General features: G+C 62.7%; 18 protein-coding genes and 1 pseudogene. 10 read left to right on the top strand and 9 right to left on the bottom strand.

Going from position 1 to position 18,033, the window contains the following annotated elements; translation table 11 throughout:
- Window positions 1–459 (bottom strand): annotated as a pseudogene (locus tag A2J01_RS34200) (FUSC family protein); the annotation flags it as partial.
- A 187-nt stretch (window positions 460–646) separates the two neighbouring features.
- Between A2J01_RS34200 and A2J01_RS34195 the strand changes: the two are divergent.
- The gene (locus A2J01_RS34195) at window positions 647–1,825 is read left to right on the top strand and encodes an acyl-CoA dehydrogenase family protein (protein WP_064114449.1); all 1,179 of its coding nucleotides are present in this window, start codon (window positions 647–649) and stop codon (window positions 1,823–1,825) included.
- 4 nt (window positions 1,826–1,829) lie between these two features.
- On the opposite strand, the gene A2J01_RS34190 is transcribed toward A2J01_RS34195, so the two are convergent.
- Window positions 1,830–2,456 (bottom strand): TetR/AcrR family transcriptional regulator, encoded by a 627-nt coding sequence (locus A2J01_RS34190; RefSeq protein WP_064114448.1) that lies wholly within the window; start codon window positions 2,454–2,456, stop codon window positions 1,830–1,832.
- Window positions 2,453–3,109: a TetR/AcrR family transcriptional regulator gene (locus A2J01_RS34185; RefSeq protein ID WP_007733534.1), complete on the bottom strand. Its 657-nt coding sequence runs from the start codon at window positions 3,107–3,109 to the stop codon at window positions 2,453–2,455. The genes A2J01_RS34190 and A2J01_RS34185 overlap by 4 nt, the downstream gene beginning before the upstream one ends.
- Before the next feature lie 183 nt (window positions 3,110–3,292).
- Between A2J01_RS34185 and A2J01_RS34180 the strand changes: the two genes are divergently transcribed.
- From A2J01_RS34180 to fadD11, 7 genes are read left to right on the top strand one after another with little or no spacing between them, the layout of a single operon-like run.
- Window positions 3,293–4,849: a flavin-containing monooxygenase gene (locus tag A2J01_RS34180; RefSeq protein WP_064114447.1), complete on the top strand. Its 1,557-nt coding sequence runs from the start codon at window positions 3,293–3,295 to the stop codon at window positions 4,847–4,849.
- Window positions 4,849–5,781 carry a metal-dependent hydrolase gene (locus tag A2J01_RS34175; RefSeq protein ID WP_003940129.1) on the top strand — a complete coding sequence of 311 codons (933 nt, stop codon included), beginning with the start codon at window positions 4,849–4,851 and terminating at the stop codon, window positions 5,779–5,781. Before A2J01_RS34180 ends, A2J01_RS34175 begins: the two co-directional genes overlap by 1 nt.
- Window positions 5,778–6,869, top strand: coding sequence for a PDR/VanB family oxidoreductase (locus tag A2J01_RS34170; RefSeq protein WP_007733536.1), 1,092 nt, complete (start codon window positions 5,778–5,780; stop codon window positions 6,867–6,869). Before A2J01_RS34175 ends, A2J01_RS34170 begins: the two co-directional genes overlap by 4 nt.
- Complete coding sequence (locus tag A2J01_RS34165) at window positions 6,866–7,366, top strand: SRPBCC family protein (protein ID WP_042451249.1); 501 nt, start codon at window positions 6,866–6,868, stop codon at window positions 7,364–7,366. Before A2J01_RS34170 ends, A2J01_RS34165 begins: the two co-directional genes overlap by 4 nt.
- Window positions 7,363–8,796, top strand: coding sequence for an aldehyde dehydrogenase family protein (locus tag A2J01_RS34160; protein WP_058037808.1), 1,434 nt, complete (start codon window positions 7,363–7,365; stop codon window positions 8,794–8,796). Before A2J01_RS34165 ends, A2J01_RS34160 begins: the two co-directional genes overlap by 4 nt.
- Before the next feature lie 4 nt (window positions 8,797–8,800).
- On the top strand, window positions 8,801–9,763 hold the full coding sequence (locus A2J01_RS34155) for an SDR family oxidoreductase (protein ID WP_058037807.1): 963 nt from the start codon (window positions 8,801–8,803) through the stop codon (window positions 9,761–9,763).
- Window positions 9,760–11,562 (top strand): fatty acid--CoA ligase FadD11, encoded by a 1,803-nt coding sequence (gene fadD11 / locus A2J01_RS34150; protein ID WP_064114446.1) that lies wholly within the window; start codon window positions 9,760–9,762, stop codon window positions 11,560–11,562. The genes A2J01_RS34155 and fadD11 overlap by 4 nt, the downstream gene beginning before the upstream one ends.
- Here fadD11 and A2J01_RS34145 read toward each other — a convergent pair.
- From A2J01_RS34145 to A2J01_RS34125, 5 genes are all read right to left on the bottom strand, one after another.
- Window positions 11,538–12,623, bottom strand: a complete 1,086-nt coding sequence (locus A2J01_RS34145; RefSeq protein ID WP_064114445.1) for a sulfate/molybdate ABC transporter ATP-binding protein — start codon at window positions 12,621–12,623, stop codon at window positions 11,538–11,540. The genes fadD11 and A2J01_RS34145 overlap by 25 nt on opposite strands.
- Window positions 12,620–13,429, bottom strand: a complete 810-nt coding sequence (locus tag A2J01_RS34140; protein WP_020970514.1) for an ABC transporter permease — start codon at window positions 13,427–13,429, stop codon at window positions 12,620–12,622. The genes A2J01_RS34145 and A2J01_RS34140 overlap by 4 nt, the downstream gene beginning before the upstream one ends.
- Window positions 13,426–14,235, bottom strand: a complete 810-nt coding sequence (modA, locus tag A2J01_RS34135; RefSeq protein ID WP_058037805.1) for a molybdate ABC transporter substrate-binding protein — start codon at window positions 14,233–14,235, stop codon at window positions 13,426–13,428. Before modA ends, A2J01_RS34140 begins: the two co-directional genes overlap by 4 nt.
- Window positions 14,236–14,260: 25 nt before the next feature.
- Window positions 14,261–14,656, bottom strand: a complete 396-nt coding sequence (locus A2J01_RS34130; protein WP_003940157.1) for a TOBE domain-containing protein — start codon at window positions 14,654–14,656, stop codon at window positions 14,261–14,263.
- A 125-nt stretch (window positions 14,657–14,781) separates the two neighbouring features.
- A complete protein-coding gene (locus tag A2J01_RS34125) occupies window positions 14,782–15,360 on the bottom strand; it encodes a carboxymuconolactone decarboxylase family protein (RefSeq protein WP_003940090.1) in 579 nt (192 codons plus the stop codon).
- A gap of 135 nt (window positions 15,361–15,495) precedes the next feature.
- Here A2J01_RS34125 and A2J01_RS34120 point away from each other — a divergent pair, with 135 nt between their 5' ends.
- Together A2J01_RS34120 and A2J01_RS34115 are read left to right on the top strand one after the other, a co-directional pair.
- Window positions 15,496–16,686, top strand: a complete 1,191-nt coding sequence (locus tag A2J01_RS34120; protein WP_003939670.1) for a pyridoxal phosphate-dependent aminotransferase — start codon at window positions 15,496–15,498, stop codon at window positions 16,684–16,686.
- On the top strand, window positions 16,683–17,693 hold the full coding sequence (locus tag A2J01_RS34115; protein ID WP_064114444.1) for an AraC family transcriptional regulator: 1,011 nt from the start codon (window positions 16,683–16,685) through the stop codon (window positions 17,691–17,693). The genes A2J01_RS34120 and A2J01_RS34115 overlap by 4 nt, the downstream gene beginning before the upstream one ends.
- Here A2J01_RS34115 and A2J01_RS34110 read toward each other — a convergent pair.
- Window positions 17,690–18,033, bottom strand: a 344-nt coding sequence (locus A2J01_RS34110) for a VOC family protein (RefSeq protein WP_064114443.1), incomplete at its 5' end; no start/stop codon positions are given. The genes A2J01_RS34115 and A2J01_RS34110 overlap by 4 nt on opposite strands.

The raw sequence follows: 18,033 nt of genomic DNA, 5'->3' as shown, positions 1-18,033 counted from the left end.
GGTGAGCAACAGAAAGAACGCGCCCGGTGGACCCAATCGAAGCGCGTCGACGGTGAAGGCGCAGGTCGACACCACGACGGCCATGATCAGCACGACAAAGACCAGCAGCACCGTCGGCGCTCCCTCGGCGATGGCTCGGTGGACGGGCTCACCCACCGATGCCCCGACGAAGGACAGGATCGTCAGCGCCGTCGCAGCGATACCGACTGCCTTCCACCTGCTCCGGTACGGACGACCCTCACCGTAGATCGATGCAAATGCACCGAGGCCGACCAGGAGCGAAGCAGACCCGAATCCGAGCAGTGTGGCGATGGCCGCCGGAATCGCCAGGGCGAGGGCGACGCGCACCGCTCCGGGGTACCGGTTTCCCACCGGCGGCAATCCGAACAGGACGCTGCGCGCCGGCCGCGGAGCCGGGAGGTCGGACTCGTGACCCGCTGATGTTTCTTCGGGGTCCACTGCCCATCCTTCGCGCCGGCCTGTTCGTGTCTGTGTCGTCCCATTCTTGCGGGCGGCCGACGTGGAATTCGAGGCGGGTCCGGAGGTCGATTCGACCACCCCTTTATTGACACTATGTCAACAGTGTGGATGATAGGTGGAGTCGGATCCGCTCGCGGGTCGCACTTCATCGATCGGGAGAATCACGATGACGCAAGGATCTACCGCAACCCGGACCGCAGAACGACGGTCCCCGTGGATGGACGACGAATTGGAGGCCGTGGCCGACCTGGCAAGGAACTTCTTCGCCAAACACGTCACACCGCATCAGAAACGCTTCGCGTCCCAAGGTTTTCCCGACAAATCCGCATATCGAGAACTCGGGGCGCTCGGGCTCGCCGGCATGTCGATCCCCACCGAGTACGGCGGCGGAGGAGGAACTTTCGCGCACGACGCCGTGCTGTTCCACGAGCAGGTCATGGCGGGTGATCATTCACTCCAACTCGGCGTGCACTCGGGAATCGTGCCGCACTACCTCAATGCCTACGCCGATCACGAGCACAAACTGCGCTGGCTACCGAAGCTGGTGAGTGGCGAGTGGGTGGGCGCAATCGCCATGACCGAGCCCGGCACCGGATCCGACTTGCAGAACATCACCACCCGAGCCGTCCGCGACGGTGACGACTATCTGATCAGCGGCGCAAAGACCTTCATCTCCAACGGTCGCAACTGTGATCTGGTGATTATTGCCGCCAAGACCGATCCCAGCCTCGGAGCGCGTGGAGTGTCGCTCATCGTGGCCGAGGTCGATGACAACACACCGGGTTTCGAGCGCGGGCGAATACTCGAGAAGGTCGGACAGAAGGGCCAGGACACCACCGAGCTGTTGTTCGACCGGTTGCGGGTGCCTGCAACAAACCTGCTCGGGGACCGCGAAGGCACAGGGTTTGCCCAGCTGATGCAGCAGCTACTGCCCGAACGATTGATCTGCGGAGTTGCAGCCACTGCGGCAATGGAGCGTGCAGTCGCCCTCACCATCGAGTACACCAAATCCCGAAACATGTTCGGGCAAAAGCTCTTCGATCTGCAGAACACGCGCTTCGAACTTGCCGAGTGCGCGTCCATCGCTCGTATCTCACGAACGTTCATCGACGACTGCATCGTCAAATACCTTGCCGGGCAGCTCGATGCGACTACCGCCGCGATGGCCAAGTACTGGCTCACCGATCAGCAGTGCGCCGTGATCGACCGCTGCGTGCAACTACACGGCGGGTACGGCTACATACTCGAATATCCCATCGCTCAGATGTATGCCGACGCTCGTATTCAGCGAATCTACGCCGGATCGAACGAAGTCATGAAGGACCTCGTGGCGAGATCACTCTGAGCAATCAGGAATCCGCCTCGCACGCCGGCAGAACGTCACGCACGATGGCAAGCAAACTGCGTACCAGCAGAAGGTGCACCTGTTCGCGGTCGAGCGCTCCCGTCACCAACCACTGCTTACTGGCAGCCTTAGCCAAGCCTCCGTACGCCACGATCATCGAATGAACAGCAGCCGCGCTGCCTTCACTCGGTCGAATCTCGAGCGCATCCATCATGCGTCGCGCAGCAACGTCGTCAGCATCCTGCAGGATCCGATCCATCTCGGGATCACGGCGGAGGTCGTCGGACATGACTGTCGAGATCCACATGTCGCGATGACGCCAGGCGACGTCGAGCCACCGATCGATCACGGCGCCGATCCGCTTCTCCTGGCTCGCCGATCGCGGAATGCGGTCCACCGCCACTTCGGGAATGAAGACGAACCGCCGCACGACGTCGAGATACAACTCCCGCTTGGAGCCGAAGTAATGATTGAGCAGCGGACGACCGACCCCGGCCGCCTTGGCCAACTCGGTCATCGAGACGTCGGCAAAAGACTTCTCCTCGAAAACCTTTGCCGCGCTGACAATGATCTGCTCACGCCGGTCTTCGGGACCGAGACGCCTTCCGCCTGTGGCCGACGCGGACGTCATTCTTTTCTCGCGGGCGTGCTGTTGACCGTCGCCTGCGCCTCGACCATGAGCGAAATGTGCTCCACCAAACGCTTTCGAGAGATCTTGGAGGACGGGGTGTGCGCCTGATAGATGAACGCGAGGGCACCGAACAGCCCCACCGAATTGAGTTCGGAGTTCGCGGAGTCGGTTGCCTCGCCGCCGTACATCAGCTCGAGCGACGCGGAAATCGGATTCGTGAACTCCGCCATCAATTCTCGCCCTCGATCCCACAGCGCAGGTTCCGCCTGGGATTCGACGAACATGATGCGTCCACGTCGAGGATCTTTGAATACGTAGTTGGTGAAGGCCTTCACCACGTGGCGGATCAGGGCCGACGGTTCGGAAGGCGCCGCCTCGAGAGCGTCCAGAATAGTGTCACGCGCACCGAGAACGACCTCGTCGAGCACGGCAACCAGCAGTTCGTCACGGTTGGCGAAGCTCTCGTAGAAGTACCGTTCGGTCAGCGCGGCCTCGCGGCAGGTCGCACGCATGGTCGCGGCGGCCGCTCCCTCGGTGCCCATGATCTGCAACCCGGCTTCGATCAGCTGTGTCCGGCGCGCGGCGCGGCGATCTTCCGGTTCCTGCCCACGCCACCTGCGCGGGCCGGTGCGCCGAGCCTCGGTATCCGTCATGTCCCCATGTTCTCACTGACCGGCAGCGCTCTCGACCTCAGGTTATCGCGGCGACCTCCGCAAGCGAACTGACATCGCCCGATGTCAATCAGTTGAATTCTGACATCAACCGCTGTTGACATCACTTGATGTCAGACTTACTCTTCGTTCAGTTGTTCACGCACCAATCAGGAGGCGTCACACATGGTCGACATCGACCCAACCTCGGGGCCATCGGCCGGTGGCGAGGAAACTCGAACTCGCCGAACACGAGTCGTCGTCATCGTAGCCGGTTTCGGCGGCATCGGAACGGCTGTCCGCTTGAAGCAGTCCGGGATCGACGACTTCGTCGTTCTGGAACGTGCCGCGGAGCCCGGGGGGACCTGGCAGGTCAATACCTACCCCGGTGCACAGTGCGACATCCCGTCGATTCTGTACTCGTTCTCGTTTGCGCCCAATCCGAACTGGACGCGGCTGTATCCGCTACAGCCCGAGCTCTACGACTATCTCCGGGATTGCGTCCATCGCTTCGGACTGGCCGGTCATTTCCACTGCAACCAGGACGTGACAGAAGCTTCGTGGGACGAGCAAGCCCAGATCTGGCGGGTACACACTGCGGAAACCGTGTGGGAGACACAGTTCCTGGTCGCGGCCACCGGCCCGTTCAGTGCCCCCGCCACACCCGACCTTCCCGGGCTCGAATCGTTTCGTGGTCAGATGTTCCACACCGCGGACTGGAACCACGACCACGACCTTCGCGGTGAGCGGATAGCCGTGGTCGGCACCGGTGCCTCTGCGGTGCAGATCATCCCCAGACTGCAACCGCTCGCGGACACGTTGACCGTGTTCCAGCGGACACCGACGTGGATCCTGCCGCACCCGGATCAGCCGATGACCGGCTGGCCGAGCGCTCTCTTCGAGCGGGTGCCGCTCACCCAACGACTGGCACGCAAGGGACTCGACCTGCTCCAAGAAGCCCTGGTACCCGGATTCGTGTACAAGCCGTCACTGCTCAAAGGGCTGGCCGCACTCGGCCGAGCACACCTTCGCCGGCAGGTGCGGGACCCGGAGCTTCGCGCAAAGCTGCTCCCCCACTACGCATTCGGATGCAAGCGTCCGACGTTCTCGAACACCTACTATCCCGCGCTGGCGTCACCCAATGTGGAGGTGGTGACGGACGGAATCGTCGAGGTGCAGGAGCGCGGAGTCCTCACCGCGGACGGCGCCTTCCGGGAAGTCGACACCATAGTCATGGGAACCGGCTTTCGTATGGGAGACAACCCGTCGTTCGACATCATCCGGGGCAAGGACGGCCGCAGCCTCGCGCAGACGTGGAACGGCAGTGCCGAGGCCTTCCTCGGCACCACCATCAGCGGGTTTCCGAACTTCTTCATGATCCTCGGCCCCAATTCCGTGGTCTACACCTCGCAGGTCGTCACGATCGAAGCGCAGGTCGAGTACATCGTGAGCTGCATTCTTCAAATGGACGAGCGCGGCATCGGCAGTATCGACGTCCGGGCAGACGTGCAGAGAGAGTTCGTGCGCGCGACCGACCGCCGACTCGCCACCAGCGTATGGAACGCCGGCGGGTGCAGTAGTTACTACCTCGTCGACGGCGGCCGCAATTACACCTTCTATCCCGGATTCAACCGATCCTTCCGCACCAGGACCAAACGAGCCGACCTCGCTCACTACGCGCAAGTACAACCCGTCTCGTCCGAATCACTCACCACTGCCCGAGAAACCGTGAGGAGCCGATAATGCTCGGCATCAACGCCTTCCGAGGCACACCCGTCGTCGCACCGTCCGGCGCGCGCCGCTACACCGACGAAGCACATGCGATCGCCGCCCGTGACGTCGAATTCGACTGGGACGGCGTACCACTGCATTACGTGCCGAACGAACCGATGGTCACCCACGTCATCAACTTCATGCATCTCGTGTTGCCCGAGGGAGAGCGGGCCATGTCCGCAACGCTCGCCGAAGCGCTCCCGCTCATCGAGGACCCCCGCCTGCACGAAGAGGTGGTGGGATTCGTCGGCCAGGAAGCAACACACGCGTCGTCGCACAAAGGTGCACGCGAGCATCTTGCGGACCTCGGCATGGACATGAAACCGATGTCACGCCGGATGGACTGGCTCGTGGACAAGATATTGGGCGACAAAGGATTGACCGGAAAAGCCAAGCACGCCTGGCTCTGTGAACGTCTCGGCTTGTTTGCCGCGATGGAGCACTACACGGCGGTGGTCGGGGAATGGCTGCTCACCGATCCCGCCCTCGAAGATGCCGGCATGCACCCGACGATGCTCGACATGGTCAAGTGGCACGGCGCCGAGGAAGTCGAGCACCGCAACGTGGCCTTCGACGCCTACATGTACGTGGACGGTAGCTACGCCCGCCGCGTTCGCACGGCGCTACTCGCCAGCTTCACGTTGTTCGTGTTGTTCATCGCCTCGATGAACTACCTCTTCCGGCAGGACCCGTCGAAGGCGAAGGGCCGCCTGTGGCCTCTGCAACTGATCAGCGCCACTCGCCGCGGACTGGTCCCGAACATGAAATTCCTGATCACCGAGATTCCTCCGTATCTGCGGCCAAGCTTCCATCCGTCCCAGATCGGGGACATGGACGTAGCCATGCGCTACCTCGCTCGCTCACCTGCCGCCAATCGTTCTTCCGAAAAGAGTGAAGGATGAACAAGACGACTGCCGACCGTCCTCACGACGCACAAGACTTCACACCGACCCGGTCGTTGAGGATTGCCGCACAGGCGACGAGCGCATACCGTCGAATCTTTGCGTCAAGTCCTGCAGCGCAGATACTTTCGCGTCCCAACCCGGTCCGCTACAGCGGATTCGACATGACGCTGGACGTGAAGTCCGTCCGGTTCGAGTGCGCAGACGTCCTGAGTGTCACCTTGACCCCGAGGGAAGGAATCACCCTGCCGTCGTGGATTCCCGGCGCCCACCTAGACGTCATTCTCCCCTCGGGAAGGCAACGACAGTATTCGTTGTGCGGAGACCCCGACGACTTGACCTCGTATCGGATCGCCGTCCGGCGGATCGACGAAGGCGGGGGCGGCTCCCGCGAGATACACGAGTCGCTGAAACCCGGAATGGTTGTCGACGTACGAGGGCCGCGGAATGCATTTCCTTTTGTCACTGCTCCGTCGTACCTCTTTGTTGCGGGCGGAATCGGGATCACTCCGATACTTCCCATGGTGCAACGCTGTCACCGCCGCGGAGTCCCGTGGCGATTGGACTATCTCGGACGAACTCGGGCAGCTATGCCATTCCTGAACGAGATCGAGGAGTATTCCAGCGGCCGGGTAACCATCCGACCCGACGACGAGCTGGGTCCGACGGATATCGGAACACTCGTCGCTGCTGCGGATCCAGGTGCCGCGGTGTACACGTGCGGACCGGTTCCGCTGATGAACACGGTGCGTGCGGCAACTTTCGCCGCCAACCCGACCGGATCGGTGCACAGCGAGAGGTTCTCCCCACTCCCGGTAGTCGACGGCAAGGAGTTCACGGTGCATCTGGCGCGCACCGGTCTCACCGTCGATGTGGGCGAGTCCGAAAGTGCATTGGCTGCAATACGACGCGTACTTCCCGGAGTAGCGTATTCATGCCAACAGGGCTTCTGCGGTACATGCAAGGTCCGGGTGCTCTCCGGGACCGTCGAGCATCGAGACACCCTCCTCACCGAATCCGAACGTACTGGTTCGATGTTGACCTGTCGATCACGTTCCACCGGTGGGTCTTTGGTGGTGGACCTGTGAAGGGAAAATTCTCTCTTTCTGCGGCCGACGCAGCCTTCATCCGCTCCGCTCCGCTGGTGATCACTCACCGGATCGAATCCGAAGCGACATGTGAAAGCTTGTGGCAGACGTTGACCTCGGACGGAGCGCTCACGTCGTGGGCGCACGGGATCACCGGAGCCGACTGGACCTCGGACAGACCATTCGGCGTCGGGACTACGCGAACCGTGCGAGCCGGCGCTTTTGCTGCACTGAACGAGCGATTCTTCCGCTGGGACGAGGGGCACCGGATGTCCTTCTACGTGGAGTCGGCGTCACTTCCGGGGTTCAAACGCTTCGCTGAAGATCTGGTGTTGGAACCGACTTCGACTGGCAGCCGCCTCACCTGGACGTTCGCTGTGCAAGCGCAGCCGTGGTTCGCCCCCATTCTGACTCTGTCCCGACCGATCCTCCAACGCGTCACCCGCGGCTGGGCCGACGGCGCCGTCCACCACACACTTCAAGGAACTCCACGATGACGGCGACCGAGATCGACACGACCACACAGGCGTCCGACGACACGGTGACACAGGCAGTGCGCGACGCCCGTACTGCTTCCGAATGGTGGGCAGAACTGACATTCGAGCAACGCGCTCGTCGACTGGATCGGTGGCGAGGAATCATCGCTCGTCGCGCATCCGAACTCGCCGAGGTCGTGCACCGGGACATGGGCAAGCCGCACCCTGACGCGATGCTCGAAATCGCCATGGCACTAGAACATCTCGCGTGGGCGTCGAAGAATGCCCGAAAGGTATTGGGCAGGCGCAGCGTCCGCTCCAGTTTGTTGACGGTCAATCAGGCCGCCTCGGTGGAGTATCGACCTCTCGGGGTGATCGGTGTGATCGGTCCGTGGAACTATCCGGTCTTCACCCCACTCGGTTCGCTCTCGTTCTCGCTGGCTGCAGGCAACGCCGTGGTCTACAAGCCGAGTGAGTTCGCACCGGCAGTCGGGCAATGGTTGGGCCGCGCCTTCGCCGAGGTCGTCCCTGAACATCCTGTGCTGCAGGTCGTCACGGGCGATGGTTCGGTCGGCGCGGCACTGTGCCTGGCCGGTGTCGACAAGATCGGGTTCACCGGATCGACCGCGACGGGCAAGAAAGTCATGGCAGCGTGCGCCGAGACCCTCACACCGGTGTTGATGGAATGTGGTGGTAAGGACGCGCTCATCCTTGATGCCGACGGAAATGTCGGTGCCGCCGCGGATGCTGCGGTGTGGGGAGCATTGTCCAACTCCGGTCAAACCTGTCTGGGCGTCGAGCGTGTATACGTGCACGAACATGTCTACGGCGAGTTTATCGACAAGACAATCACTTTGGCTGCCCGAGTTCATGCGGGTCCGGGTGCCGAAGACAAGATCGGTCCGATCACCATGCCCTCGCAAGTGGCTGTAATCCGGCGCCACATCGACGACGCGATGTCGCGGGGTGGACGTGTCGTTCTCGGAGGGCTCGGCTCGATCTCCGGCCAGTACGTGCAACCGACCATCATGGTCGACGTCCCCGAAGACAGCCTCGCCGTCACGGAGGAAACATTCGGCCCGACGATGACGATCACCAAGGTCGCCTCGATGGACGAGGCGGTGGAGTTGGTCAATGCGTCGCCATACGCATTGGGAGCAAGCGTGTTCGGCAAGGACGGAGCGGCTGTTGCCGATCGGCTCCGATCCGGAGGAGCGTCGGTGAACTCTTACGTGATGTATGCCGCGGTTCCCAACCTGCCACTGGGTGGGGTCGGAGCATCTGGTTTCGGACGCGTTCACGGCCCAGATGGTCTGAAGGAGTTCACCTACGCTCGTTCGACGACTCGGCAACGATTCCGTTCGCCCCTACCACTGACGACGTTTCGAAGGACCGCCCGAATCGACTGGCTGGTCAAGGTTCTCATCCGCGCACTACACGGAAGGCACTGAAGCAATGACGGGACGCTTGTCCGCAATTGCGGGAACAGTCCGCGATCTGGGCATTCCACTGCCCGGACGCCGACTCGACTACGACGTCGCCGGGAAGGTCGTACTGATCACCGGTGGAGGCGACGGTATCGGTGCAGCGCTGGCGCGCACTCTCCACCGGCGTGGGGCCACCGTGGCACTGGTCGACGTCAACGAGAGTTCATTGGCAACGGCCGAGCGCTCATTCGAGTCACAGCGAGTCGTGACGGTGACGGCCGATGTCCGAGATCGGGACGGCATGACCGCAGCCGTGCAAACGATCATCGAGCAGCTGGGCAGAATCGACGTCGTAGTGGCCAACGCCGGAATCACCCCTCCCCCGGCAACATTGCGCCAGATCGATCCCGACGCCTTCGATCGTGTGCTCGACGTCAATCTCACCGGCGTCTTCAACACCGTGCATCCGACCATCGACGAGGTGATCCGCAACAGTGGGCACATCGTCGTCGTGTCATCGGCGGCGTCGTTCGCCCCCGGTTTGGGCGGCGCTTCGTACATGATCAGCAAGGCTGGGGTCGAAGCGCTCGGCCGGGCGCTGCGTCTCGAGGTTGCCGGCTACGGCGCTACTGCCGGCATCGCGTACTTCGGGATGGTGGATACACAACTTGCACGCGCCACACTCGACGACGACGAGATCGGCCGCAAACTCGACGCTCGACTACCCGGTCCCCTCCGTCATCGAATCTCCCCGGACAGTGCCGCCACCGTGATCGCCGACGCGATCGCTCGCCGCGCCGCCCGGACCCTTGCCCCCGCTGCCTGGGAACCCTGGGCGTGGGGACGCGGTTTCATCAATATCCTTGCCGACGGTTACCTGGCAAGGGACAAACAGGCACACGACCTGATCCGCGAACTCGAAGACAGAACCACCGCTGCGGCCCCGACGAATGCATCAGCCCTGACAAAGGCATCCAGGAGAACATCATGACCACGTTGTGTGCAGCCTTCCAGCGAGTGTCGGCGGTAGCGCCCGACGCGGTGGCTTTGCGAGACATCGGCGATGCGCGAACACTGACGTGGCGCGCGTACGGCGAACAGGTTCGCGATGTTGCCGCGGGATTGGCCGGAATCGGCGTGGGACATGGCGATACGGTTGCATTGATGATGAGTAACCGCATCGAGTTCTACCCGATCGACGTCGGCGCCCAACACCTCGGCGCGACATCCTTCTCCATCTACAACACGTCGGCACCCGAAGCCATCCAGTACATCCTCGCCAATTCCGGTGCGCGAGTGCTCGTCTGCGAAGACCGGTACGTGGATACCGTTCGCCGATCCGGTGCCACACTCGACACGATCGTGGTCGTCGACGCGCAACCGTCTGCCCAGCAGTCCGGCACCCTGACGCTGGAGCAGATGAAGTCCTCTGCTGCCGCCGATTTCGATTTCGAGAGCACCTGGCGTGCGGTGAAACCGAACGACGTCGCCACGTTGATCTACACCTCAGGCACGACCGGCAACCCCAAGGGCGTCGAGACGACTCATGCCTGTCTGTTGTTCGAAACCACCGCCGTCAGTGCTGTACTCCCCGTCGAGTTCGGTGACCGCATCACCTCGTACATGCCGTCGGCGCACATCGCCGATCGGCTCACCTGCCTGTACATGCAAATGGTGTTCGGCACCCAGATCACTGTCGTGCCGGATCCGAGCCAGGTAGCGGCTGCGCTTCCGGACTGTCGCCCCACGATCTGGGGCAGCGTCCCCCGTGTGTGGGAAAAGCTGAAGGTTGCAGTCGAATCGGCCGTCGCCAACGAACCGGACGACGCGCGGCGAGCGGCATTGCAGTGGGCACTCGACGTCGGTCGCACTCGGCTCGCACACTTGCGAGCCGGTGAAACAGTCCCCGCCGAACTGGAAGCGGACTACGCCCGAGCCGATGCAATGGTCCTCTCCGCTCTGCGTGCGAAACTCGGTTTTGCCGAACTGAAGTGGGCCATCTCTGGCGCCGCACCGATTCCGCCGGACACCTTGGCATTCTTTGCAGCCCTGGGAGTTCCGATCTCGGAGATCTGGGGAATGTCCGAGCTGACATGCATTGCGAGCACCTCACCGGCCGAGCCGACCAAGCTGGGAACGGTCGGAAAGTTGCTTCCAGGCATGGAAATGCGCATCGAGGCGGACGGTGAGCTACTGGTTCGAGGACCGTTGGTCATGAAGGGGTACCGCGGCGAACCGGCAAAAACGGCCGAAGCGATCAGTGCAGACGGTTGGCTTTCGACCGGAGACATCGTCACGGCCGACGCAGACGGATACCTCACGGTGATCGATCGCAAGAAGGAGCTGATCATCAATGTGTCGGGAAAGAACATGTCCCCCGCTGCCATCGAGACCGCAGTGAAGACGTCGTCGTCGTTGATCGGTGAGGTCGTGGCAATCGGAGACGGCCGAAAGTTCAACACAGCGTTGATCACTCTCAGCGCCGACGCCGCGGTCGGAGCGGCACGCTCACTGGGACTTGCGGCCGAGGCCGCGGTACTCGCCAAGGACGCTCGGATCGTCGACATCGTTGCAACTGCTGTCGCCGAGGGAAACTCGCGTCTGTCGAGGGCCGAGCAGATCAAGCGGTTTCACGTACTCACCACGTTCTGGGAGCCAGGCGGCGACGAGCTGACACCGACGATGAAGCTCAGGCGCAAGCCGATAGCCGAGAAGTACGCGTCCGAAATTGCAGCCCTCTATGCGGATTCGGTCGTAGAGGACGTCTACGAGCCTGCGCCCTGCGCATAGATCAGCGTCTCGGTGGCCTTGACCACAAACGTAGCGGCCGATCCCGGAACCAGATCGAGCTCGGCCGCTGCGCTCGCCGTGATGTCGGCAGACAAGCCCGGCTGGCCGGCTTCGTCCTCGGCTCGGACTCGGACGACATCGCCTCGATTTTCGATCTCCGCGATCGTGACCGCAAACGCGTTTCGTGGGCTCCCGTGAGGCGGATCCAGGTAGACCGACACTGCTCGCGGCTCGAAGACTGCCACGGCGGCACTGCCGGCCGGAAGGTCGGTCTCCGTCTGGCCCGCGATATCCACCCCGACCGGACTTCTGAGCATTCCGTCTCCGGCCATCGTGCCGCTGCGCAAGTTGATCCCTGCGATGCGTGCTGCAAATGCACTACGCGGGCGAGTCAGAACTGTTCGTACGTCACCACGTTCGACGACCCGGCCGCCGTCCAGCACGACAACGGTGTCGGCAAGGGCCACCGCATCCACAGCGTCGTGCGTGACGAGCACGGCCGTGCGATCTCCTGTTCGGAGCACTCTACGCAGCAACGACCGCAATGCCGGGGCGGAGGCGACGTCGAGCGCAGACATCGGTTCGTCGAGCAGGAGTAGTTCGGGTTCAGCAGCCAATGCCCTCGCCACTGCGACTCGTTGCGCTTGACCGCCGGAGAGCTGTGACGGCTTGCGGTCAGCCAATTCGGCGGCGTCGACTGCGTCGAGCCAGTGGCGCGCGGAATCGGCGGAATCGCGACGCGACCGCCCCGCACTGCGCGGCGCGAACGCCACGTTCGCGGCCGCACTGAGGTGGGGAAAGAGAAGTGCCTCTTGCGCGAGTAGAGCAGTGCCGCGCCGATGCGGCGCCAACGCGACTCCCCTACCGGTATCGGTGAGAACGCGAGAATTCAGTTCGATCAACCCACGCCGCGGGTGATGTAGTCCGGCAACCGCCGCCAGTACCGTCGACTTGCCTGCGCCGTTCGGTCCGAGGACAGCGGTCACCTCACCGGCCGCGACGTCGAACGTCGCAACGACGTCGCGCTCCGGAATCTCGATGTCGACGTGGAGGCCACTCACAACGAACCCGCCGATCCGCGTCCACGCACCGCAACCACGATGACCACCGCGACTACGACCAACACCAGCGAAAGCGCAACCGCTGCATCCGGATCGGTCTCACGCTGGAGATAGATTTCCAACGGCAGGGTACGCGTGACCCCTTGCAGACTTCCCGCGAACGTCAGCGTTGCACCGAACTCCCCCAGTGCGCGAGCGAAAGCCAGCACTGCCCCTGACACCAGACCGGGAAGCACCAGCGGCAAAGTCACCCGGCGAAGCACGGTGGTCGGGCGGGCTCCGAGCGTCGAGGCTACGGCCTCGTATCGTGTGCCCGCAGTGCGTAGCGCACCTTCGAGGCTGACGACGAGGAACGGTAGCGCGACAAACGTCTGCGCCAGGACCACCGCGGTTGTCGAGAATGCTATCTGGATGCCGAGCACTTCCAGCTGCTCACCGATCAACCCTTTGCGCCCGAACGTGTACAGCAACGCGATACCGCCCACCACGGGCGGCAGAACCAGCGGGAGCAGGATCAACGATCGAAGAACGGACAGTCCCCGAAAATGACTGCGCGCCAACACCGCGGCCATCGGTACGCCGAACAGGATGCACAGCAGCGTGCTCATCGCTGCTGTCTTCAAACTCAGTTTCAACGCGGCAACCGACGATTCGGAAGTCACGAGTTCCCAGAACTGCGACCACTGCACGGTGGCCAGCATCGCCGCCAAGGGCGCGATGACAAACGCTCCGCCGATCAGCGCCGGAAGGTAAATCCATACCGGCAACCCGAGCGGAGCCCGGACCGCCGGTCTTAGGTGTGTCACGGGGCAGCGAATCCCGCGTCACTCAGAACTGCCAGGCCCTTGGGCCCCTTCACGAGATCGACGAATTTGGTTGCCGTTCCCGAATTCTTCGAATCCTTCAGCACCGCAATCTGGTACAGGTTGACCACCGTGGTGGCTTCCGGGAACGCGACGGTCTGAACCTTGTCACCAGCGGACTTCGCGTCGGTGACGTAAACGATGCCGGCATCGGCCTGCCCGGACGTCACCTTGTTGAGAACGTCGGTCACCGACGATTCTTCGCTGACGGGCGAGAGGGTCTCGCCTGTGGCCGTCTCGACCTTCTTCGTAGCCGCGCCACAAGGGACCTGCGGAGCGCAGATCACCAGTTGCGTCCCCTCCTTTGCCAGATCGGCGAACGACGCGATGCCCTTCGGATTACCCGGCGGCACAACAATCGTCAAGGTGTTGCTCGCGAAGTCCGAGGGCGACCCCGCGACGACGCCGGCGTCGGTGGCCTTGGTCATGTTGGCGGCGTCAGCCGAGGCGAACACGTCAGCCGGTGCGCCCTGAGTGATCTGAGCGACGAGGTCCGAGGACCCGGCAAAGCTGAATGTGACCGATGAACCGGGGTTCTCGGACTCGAATTCCTTGCCGAGTTCGGTGAAGCTGTTCTTGAGTGACGCCGCTGCGAAGACGGTGATGCTTCCCGTGGCACTATCACTGGAAGTGGTTGTGGTCGGAGCGGCCGACGACGTCTCCGACGAAGAATTGTCGGAGGAACTACAACCGGTCACCAGGGCAAGCGAAAAGGCACCTGCTGCAACAAGTCCGACTACACGCTTCACGAATTTCCTCCAGTATGTTCAAAAACTACGGCGTTTCCACGATGACCGTGGTGGCCTTCACGATTGCGACTCCGATACTCCCGACCTCGAGTCCGAGCTCCCGAACCGCGTCGGTACTCATCAACGAGACGACAGTGAAGGGCCCACACTGCATTTCGACCTGAGCCATCACCTTGTCGGTGACGACCTTGGTGACGAGGCCGGCGAACCGGTTGCGGGCCGAACTCGCACCCGTGAGCGGATCGGCCGGTGCGGGTCCGGCGTTGGACCGGGCGAAGCCCGCCAACTCGGCACCGTCGATGACCTTGCGGCCGGAGTCGTCCGTCGTCGCGGTGAGAAGCCCACCGTCGACCCACCGCCGGACGGTGTCGTCACTGACACCGAGCAGGCCGGCAGCTTCGCGGATTCGAATGTTGGGCACCAGGTGATCGTAGGTCGCAAGTGCGGACCTAACAAGCCGGAATGCTCCGCAGATGCGTGAACTAGTCAATCATGATCACGTATCTGCGGAGCATTGTCGATAGTTGCCGTAGACGAATCAGCGCATCATTCTTCTGCCCAGGGCACACGGCAGGAGTCGGTGCTGAACCCCTGCTCGGTAATCCCCAACGCCGAATACATCCGGGCGCGCATGTTTTCGAGCCCGATCTGATAGGTCAGTTCCACGACGCCCGCTCGCCCGAACCTGCGCTCGAGATCCGCGACCTGTTCGTCCGTCACCCCGTTCTCCCCATGGGGGTCACCGGTCATGGCGTCGGCGTAGGCGATCGCGGCCCGCTCGTCTTCGCTGTACTTCGATGAATCCCGGTAGTTCGCGATCTCTTTCAACTTGTCGATGTCCAAACCGTCCAAGCGCGAGAGCATCGTCCCGAAGTCGACACACCACGAGCAGCCGACAGTCCAGGCGACGCGATAGACGGCCAGTTCACGAATGTTCGACGGCAGCACCTTCGACGCCTTCTGCACAGCCATTTCGTGGCGGGCAGCCGCTACGAACAATTTCCGATGGTTGGCCAGGACGGCAAAGGGCTCGGGGACTTCGTCGTACTGCCTGGCGGCGAATTTGTATGCCACTTTGATCAACGGACCGGCTTCTGACGGTGTCACTGCGGGAATGCGAGTCATGGCAAGCCTCCGTATGTTCTGGGGCACCGGATTCGATGCTCTCTACAGAGTTGGACGATGGCGGCGATTCAAACGTGACAAGCACCGCGTCCGAGCGGATGTGAGGATGCGGTGTCAGCCGACTAAGCTGCAAAGATGCCTTCGACGCCCCGCAACCGCACCGTCTCGCGTCTGCAGCCGTTCGCATCCACGATCTTCGCCGAGATGACAGCGTTGGCCACACTTCACGACGCGGTCAACCTCGGTCAGGGCTTTCCGGATACCGACGGTCCTGCGGCCATGCTCGAGGTAGCGCGCCGAGCCATCGCCGAGGGCGTCAATCAATACCCGCCCGGTCCGGGCATGCCCGTCTTGCGTCAGGCCATCGCGGAGGATCGGCGCATCCGCTACGGACTCGACAGTGATCCCGACTCCGAAGTTCTGGTCACCGTCGGCGCCACCGAGGCGATCAGTGCTGCGATTCTCGGACTGGTCGAACCCGGCGAAGAAGTAGTGCTGATCGAGCCGTACTACGACTCCTACGCTGCATCCGTCGCGTTGGCAGGCGCTGTACGTCGCACAGTTCCGTTGGTAACCGCGGGAGACGGATTTGCGGTCGATCTCGATGCATTGCGCGGCGCGATCACCGCCAAGACGAAGATGCTGATCGTCAACAGTCCTCACAACCCCACCGGCACCGTATTCACCGATCACGAACTTCGAGCGATCGCCGAACTCGCGTGCGAACGCGACCTGATCGTGTTGAGCGACGAGGTCTACGAGCACTTGGTCTTCGACGGCCTCACCCACACACCGATGGCGTCGCTCCCGGGCATGCGTGAGCGCACCGTCACGGTGTCCAGTGCCGCAAAGACTTTCAATGTCACCGGCTGGAAAACCGGCTGGGCGATCGGCCCGCGCGAACTCATCGACGGAGTCCGTGCCGCCAAGCAGTTCATGTCATTTGTTGCCGGTGCACCGTTCCAACCGGCCGTTGCCTACGCGCTCACCAACGAACAGCCGTGGGTCGTCGAACTTCGACAGAGCTTGCAAGGCAAACGCGACGTGCTCGGTAAAGCTCTGACCGAGGCCGGTTTCACGGTGCATTCCGGTGGCGGCACGTACTTCCTCCTTGCCGACATCAGACCGTTGGGCGAAACCGATGCGGGAGATTTCTGCCGCGCACTGCCCGAGCGGATCGGCGTCGCGGCCGTTCCGGTCGACGTGTTCGCGGACAACCGCGACGATTGGAAGCACCTGGTGCGCTTCGCCTTCTGCAAGCAGGACCACATTCTGTCCGAAGCTGCACGCCGTCTCCACCTGCTCCAAGGAGCAGCGCACCCATGACAGCGCGGACCATCCCGACCGCATTCGTCCACCGCTATCTCGCGTTCTCGCCGGACAACGACGTCGACTTGTCGGGTGCACTGCGCGCTGCCGGGATCGACCTCGAGACACTGTCCGACCCGCGCGCCCGGCTGACCCCGACTCAGGTCACCACGTTCATCCAATCCACCTGGCAGATCACCGACGACGAATTGTTCGGCCTCGGATCCGCCCCGGTCCCCCGTGGCACTTTCCGATTGATCTGCCTGACGTTGATCCATTGCCCTGATCTCGGATCGGCCTTCGCTCGAATGTCCGACGTGATCCGTGCGCTACCGGCTCTGGCCCCACTGTCGATCGAGAAGGGCGAGGAAAGCACTCGGGTGAGTTTCGCTGTCCGAGCTCGCGAAGGCGTCGCCGAACCTGATGTCGCAGAACGTGTCACAACCGATTTCGTCCTGATCTTGCTGCACCGATTTTCCGCATGGTTGATCGGAAAGCGCGTCCGACTTCGGGCGGTCGAATTTCCGTACTCGGCACCGGATGCACGGTTGGCGCAGGACTACGACTACATCTTCGGAGCGCCGGTCACCTTCGGCGCGCAGCGCGCGGCACTGGAGCTCGACAACTCGGCCATGCGTGCACCGATCATCCAAACCGAGGAGACGTTGGAGGAGTACCTCCGAGAATCTCCGATTCAGCTCATGTCCGAACGCGATTACGACAGCACTGCGTCGGCGCAGGTACGACGGGTCCTGGAACTCGGGGTGAAGGGGCGAACCTCCACGGCCGAGGAGATCGCCGAGATGCTTTCGATCAGCGTTCCCCATCTGCGTCGACTGCTGCGGCGTGACGGAACATCACTGAATCAACTGCGCGAGGAAGTGCTCCGCGACGTAGCCATCGCTGGTTTGCGGCGCGGAGAATCCGTCGAAGTACTCTCGGCGCGATTGGGGTTCTCCGAGCCCAGCGCCTTCCGTCGGGCCTTCAAACGATGGACCGGCGACACTCCGAGTTCGTACCGCTAGCTGACGCAGAACTCGTTTCCTTCGGGATCGGTCATCGTGATCCACACGCTCGGCCCCTGCGCTCCTCGGTGCAGGATCGTCGCCCCCACCGTCTCGAGGTGCGCTGCGACATCCTCGCGCTTGTCGCCCACTCGTATGTCGAAATGGAGCCGGTTCTTCACCGTCTTCGATTCCGGAACCAGTTGGAACAGAACGCGGGGACGTTCGGGATGCTCCGGATCGCTGATGGCCGCACCTTCGCGCCAGACGAGGACTCCCTCGAATGTCGTGGTGTCGGATTCCTTGGCGTGACCAGCGGCGACGAGGCCCCTGATGAAGTCTTCGTCGCTGGGCTCCGCTG

This window comes from Rhodococcus sp. EPR-134 (assembly GCF_001647205.1).
GTDB classification, from domain to species: domain Bacteria; phylum Actinomycetota; class Actinomycetes; order Mycobacteriales; family Mycobacteriaceae; genus Rhodococcus_F; species Rhodococcus_F qingshengii.
This window is presented reverse-complemented; position numbering and strand designations above follow the sequence as displayed.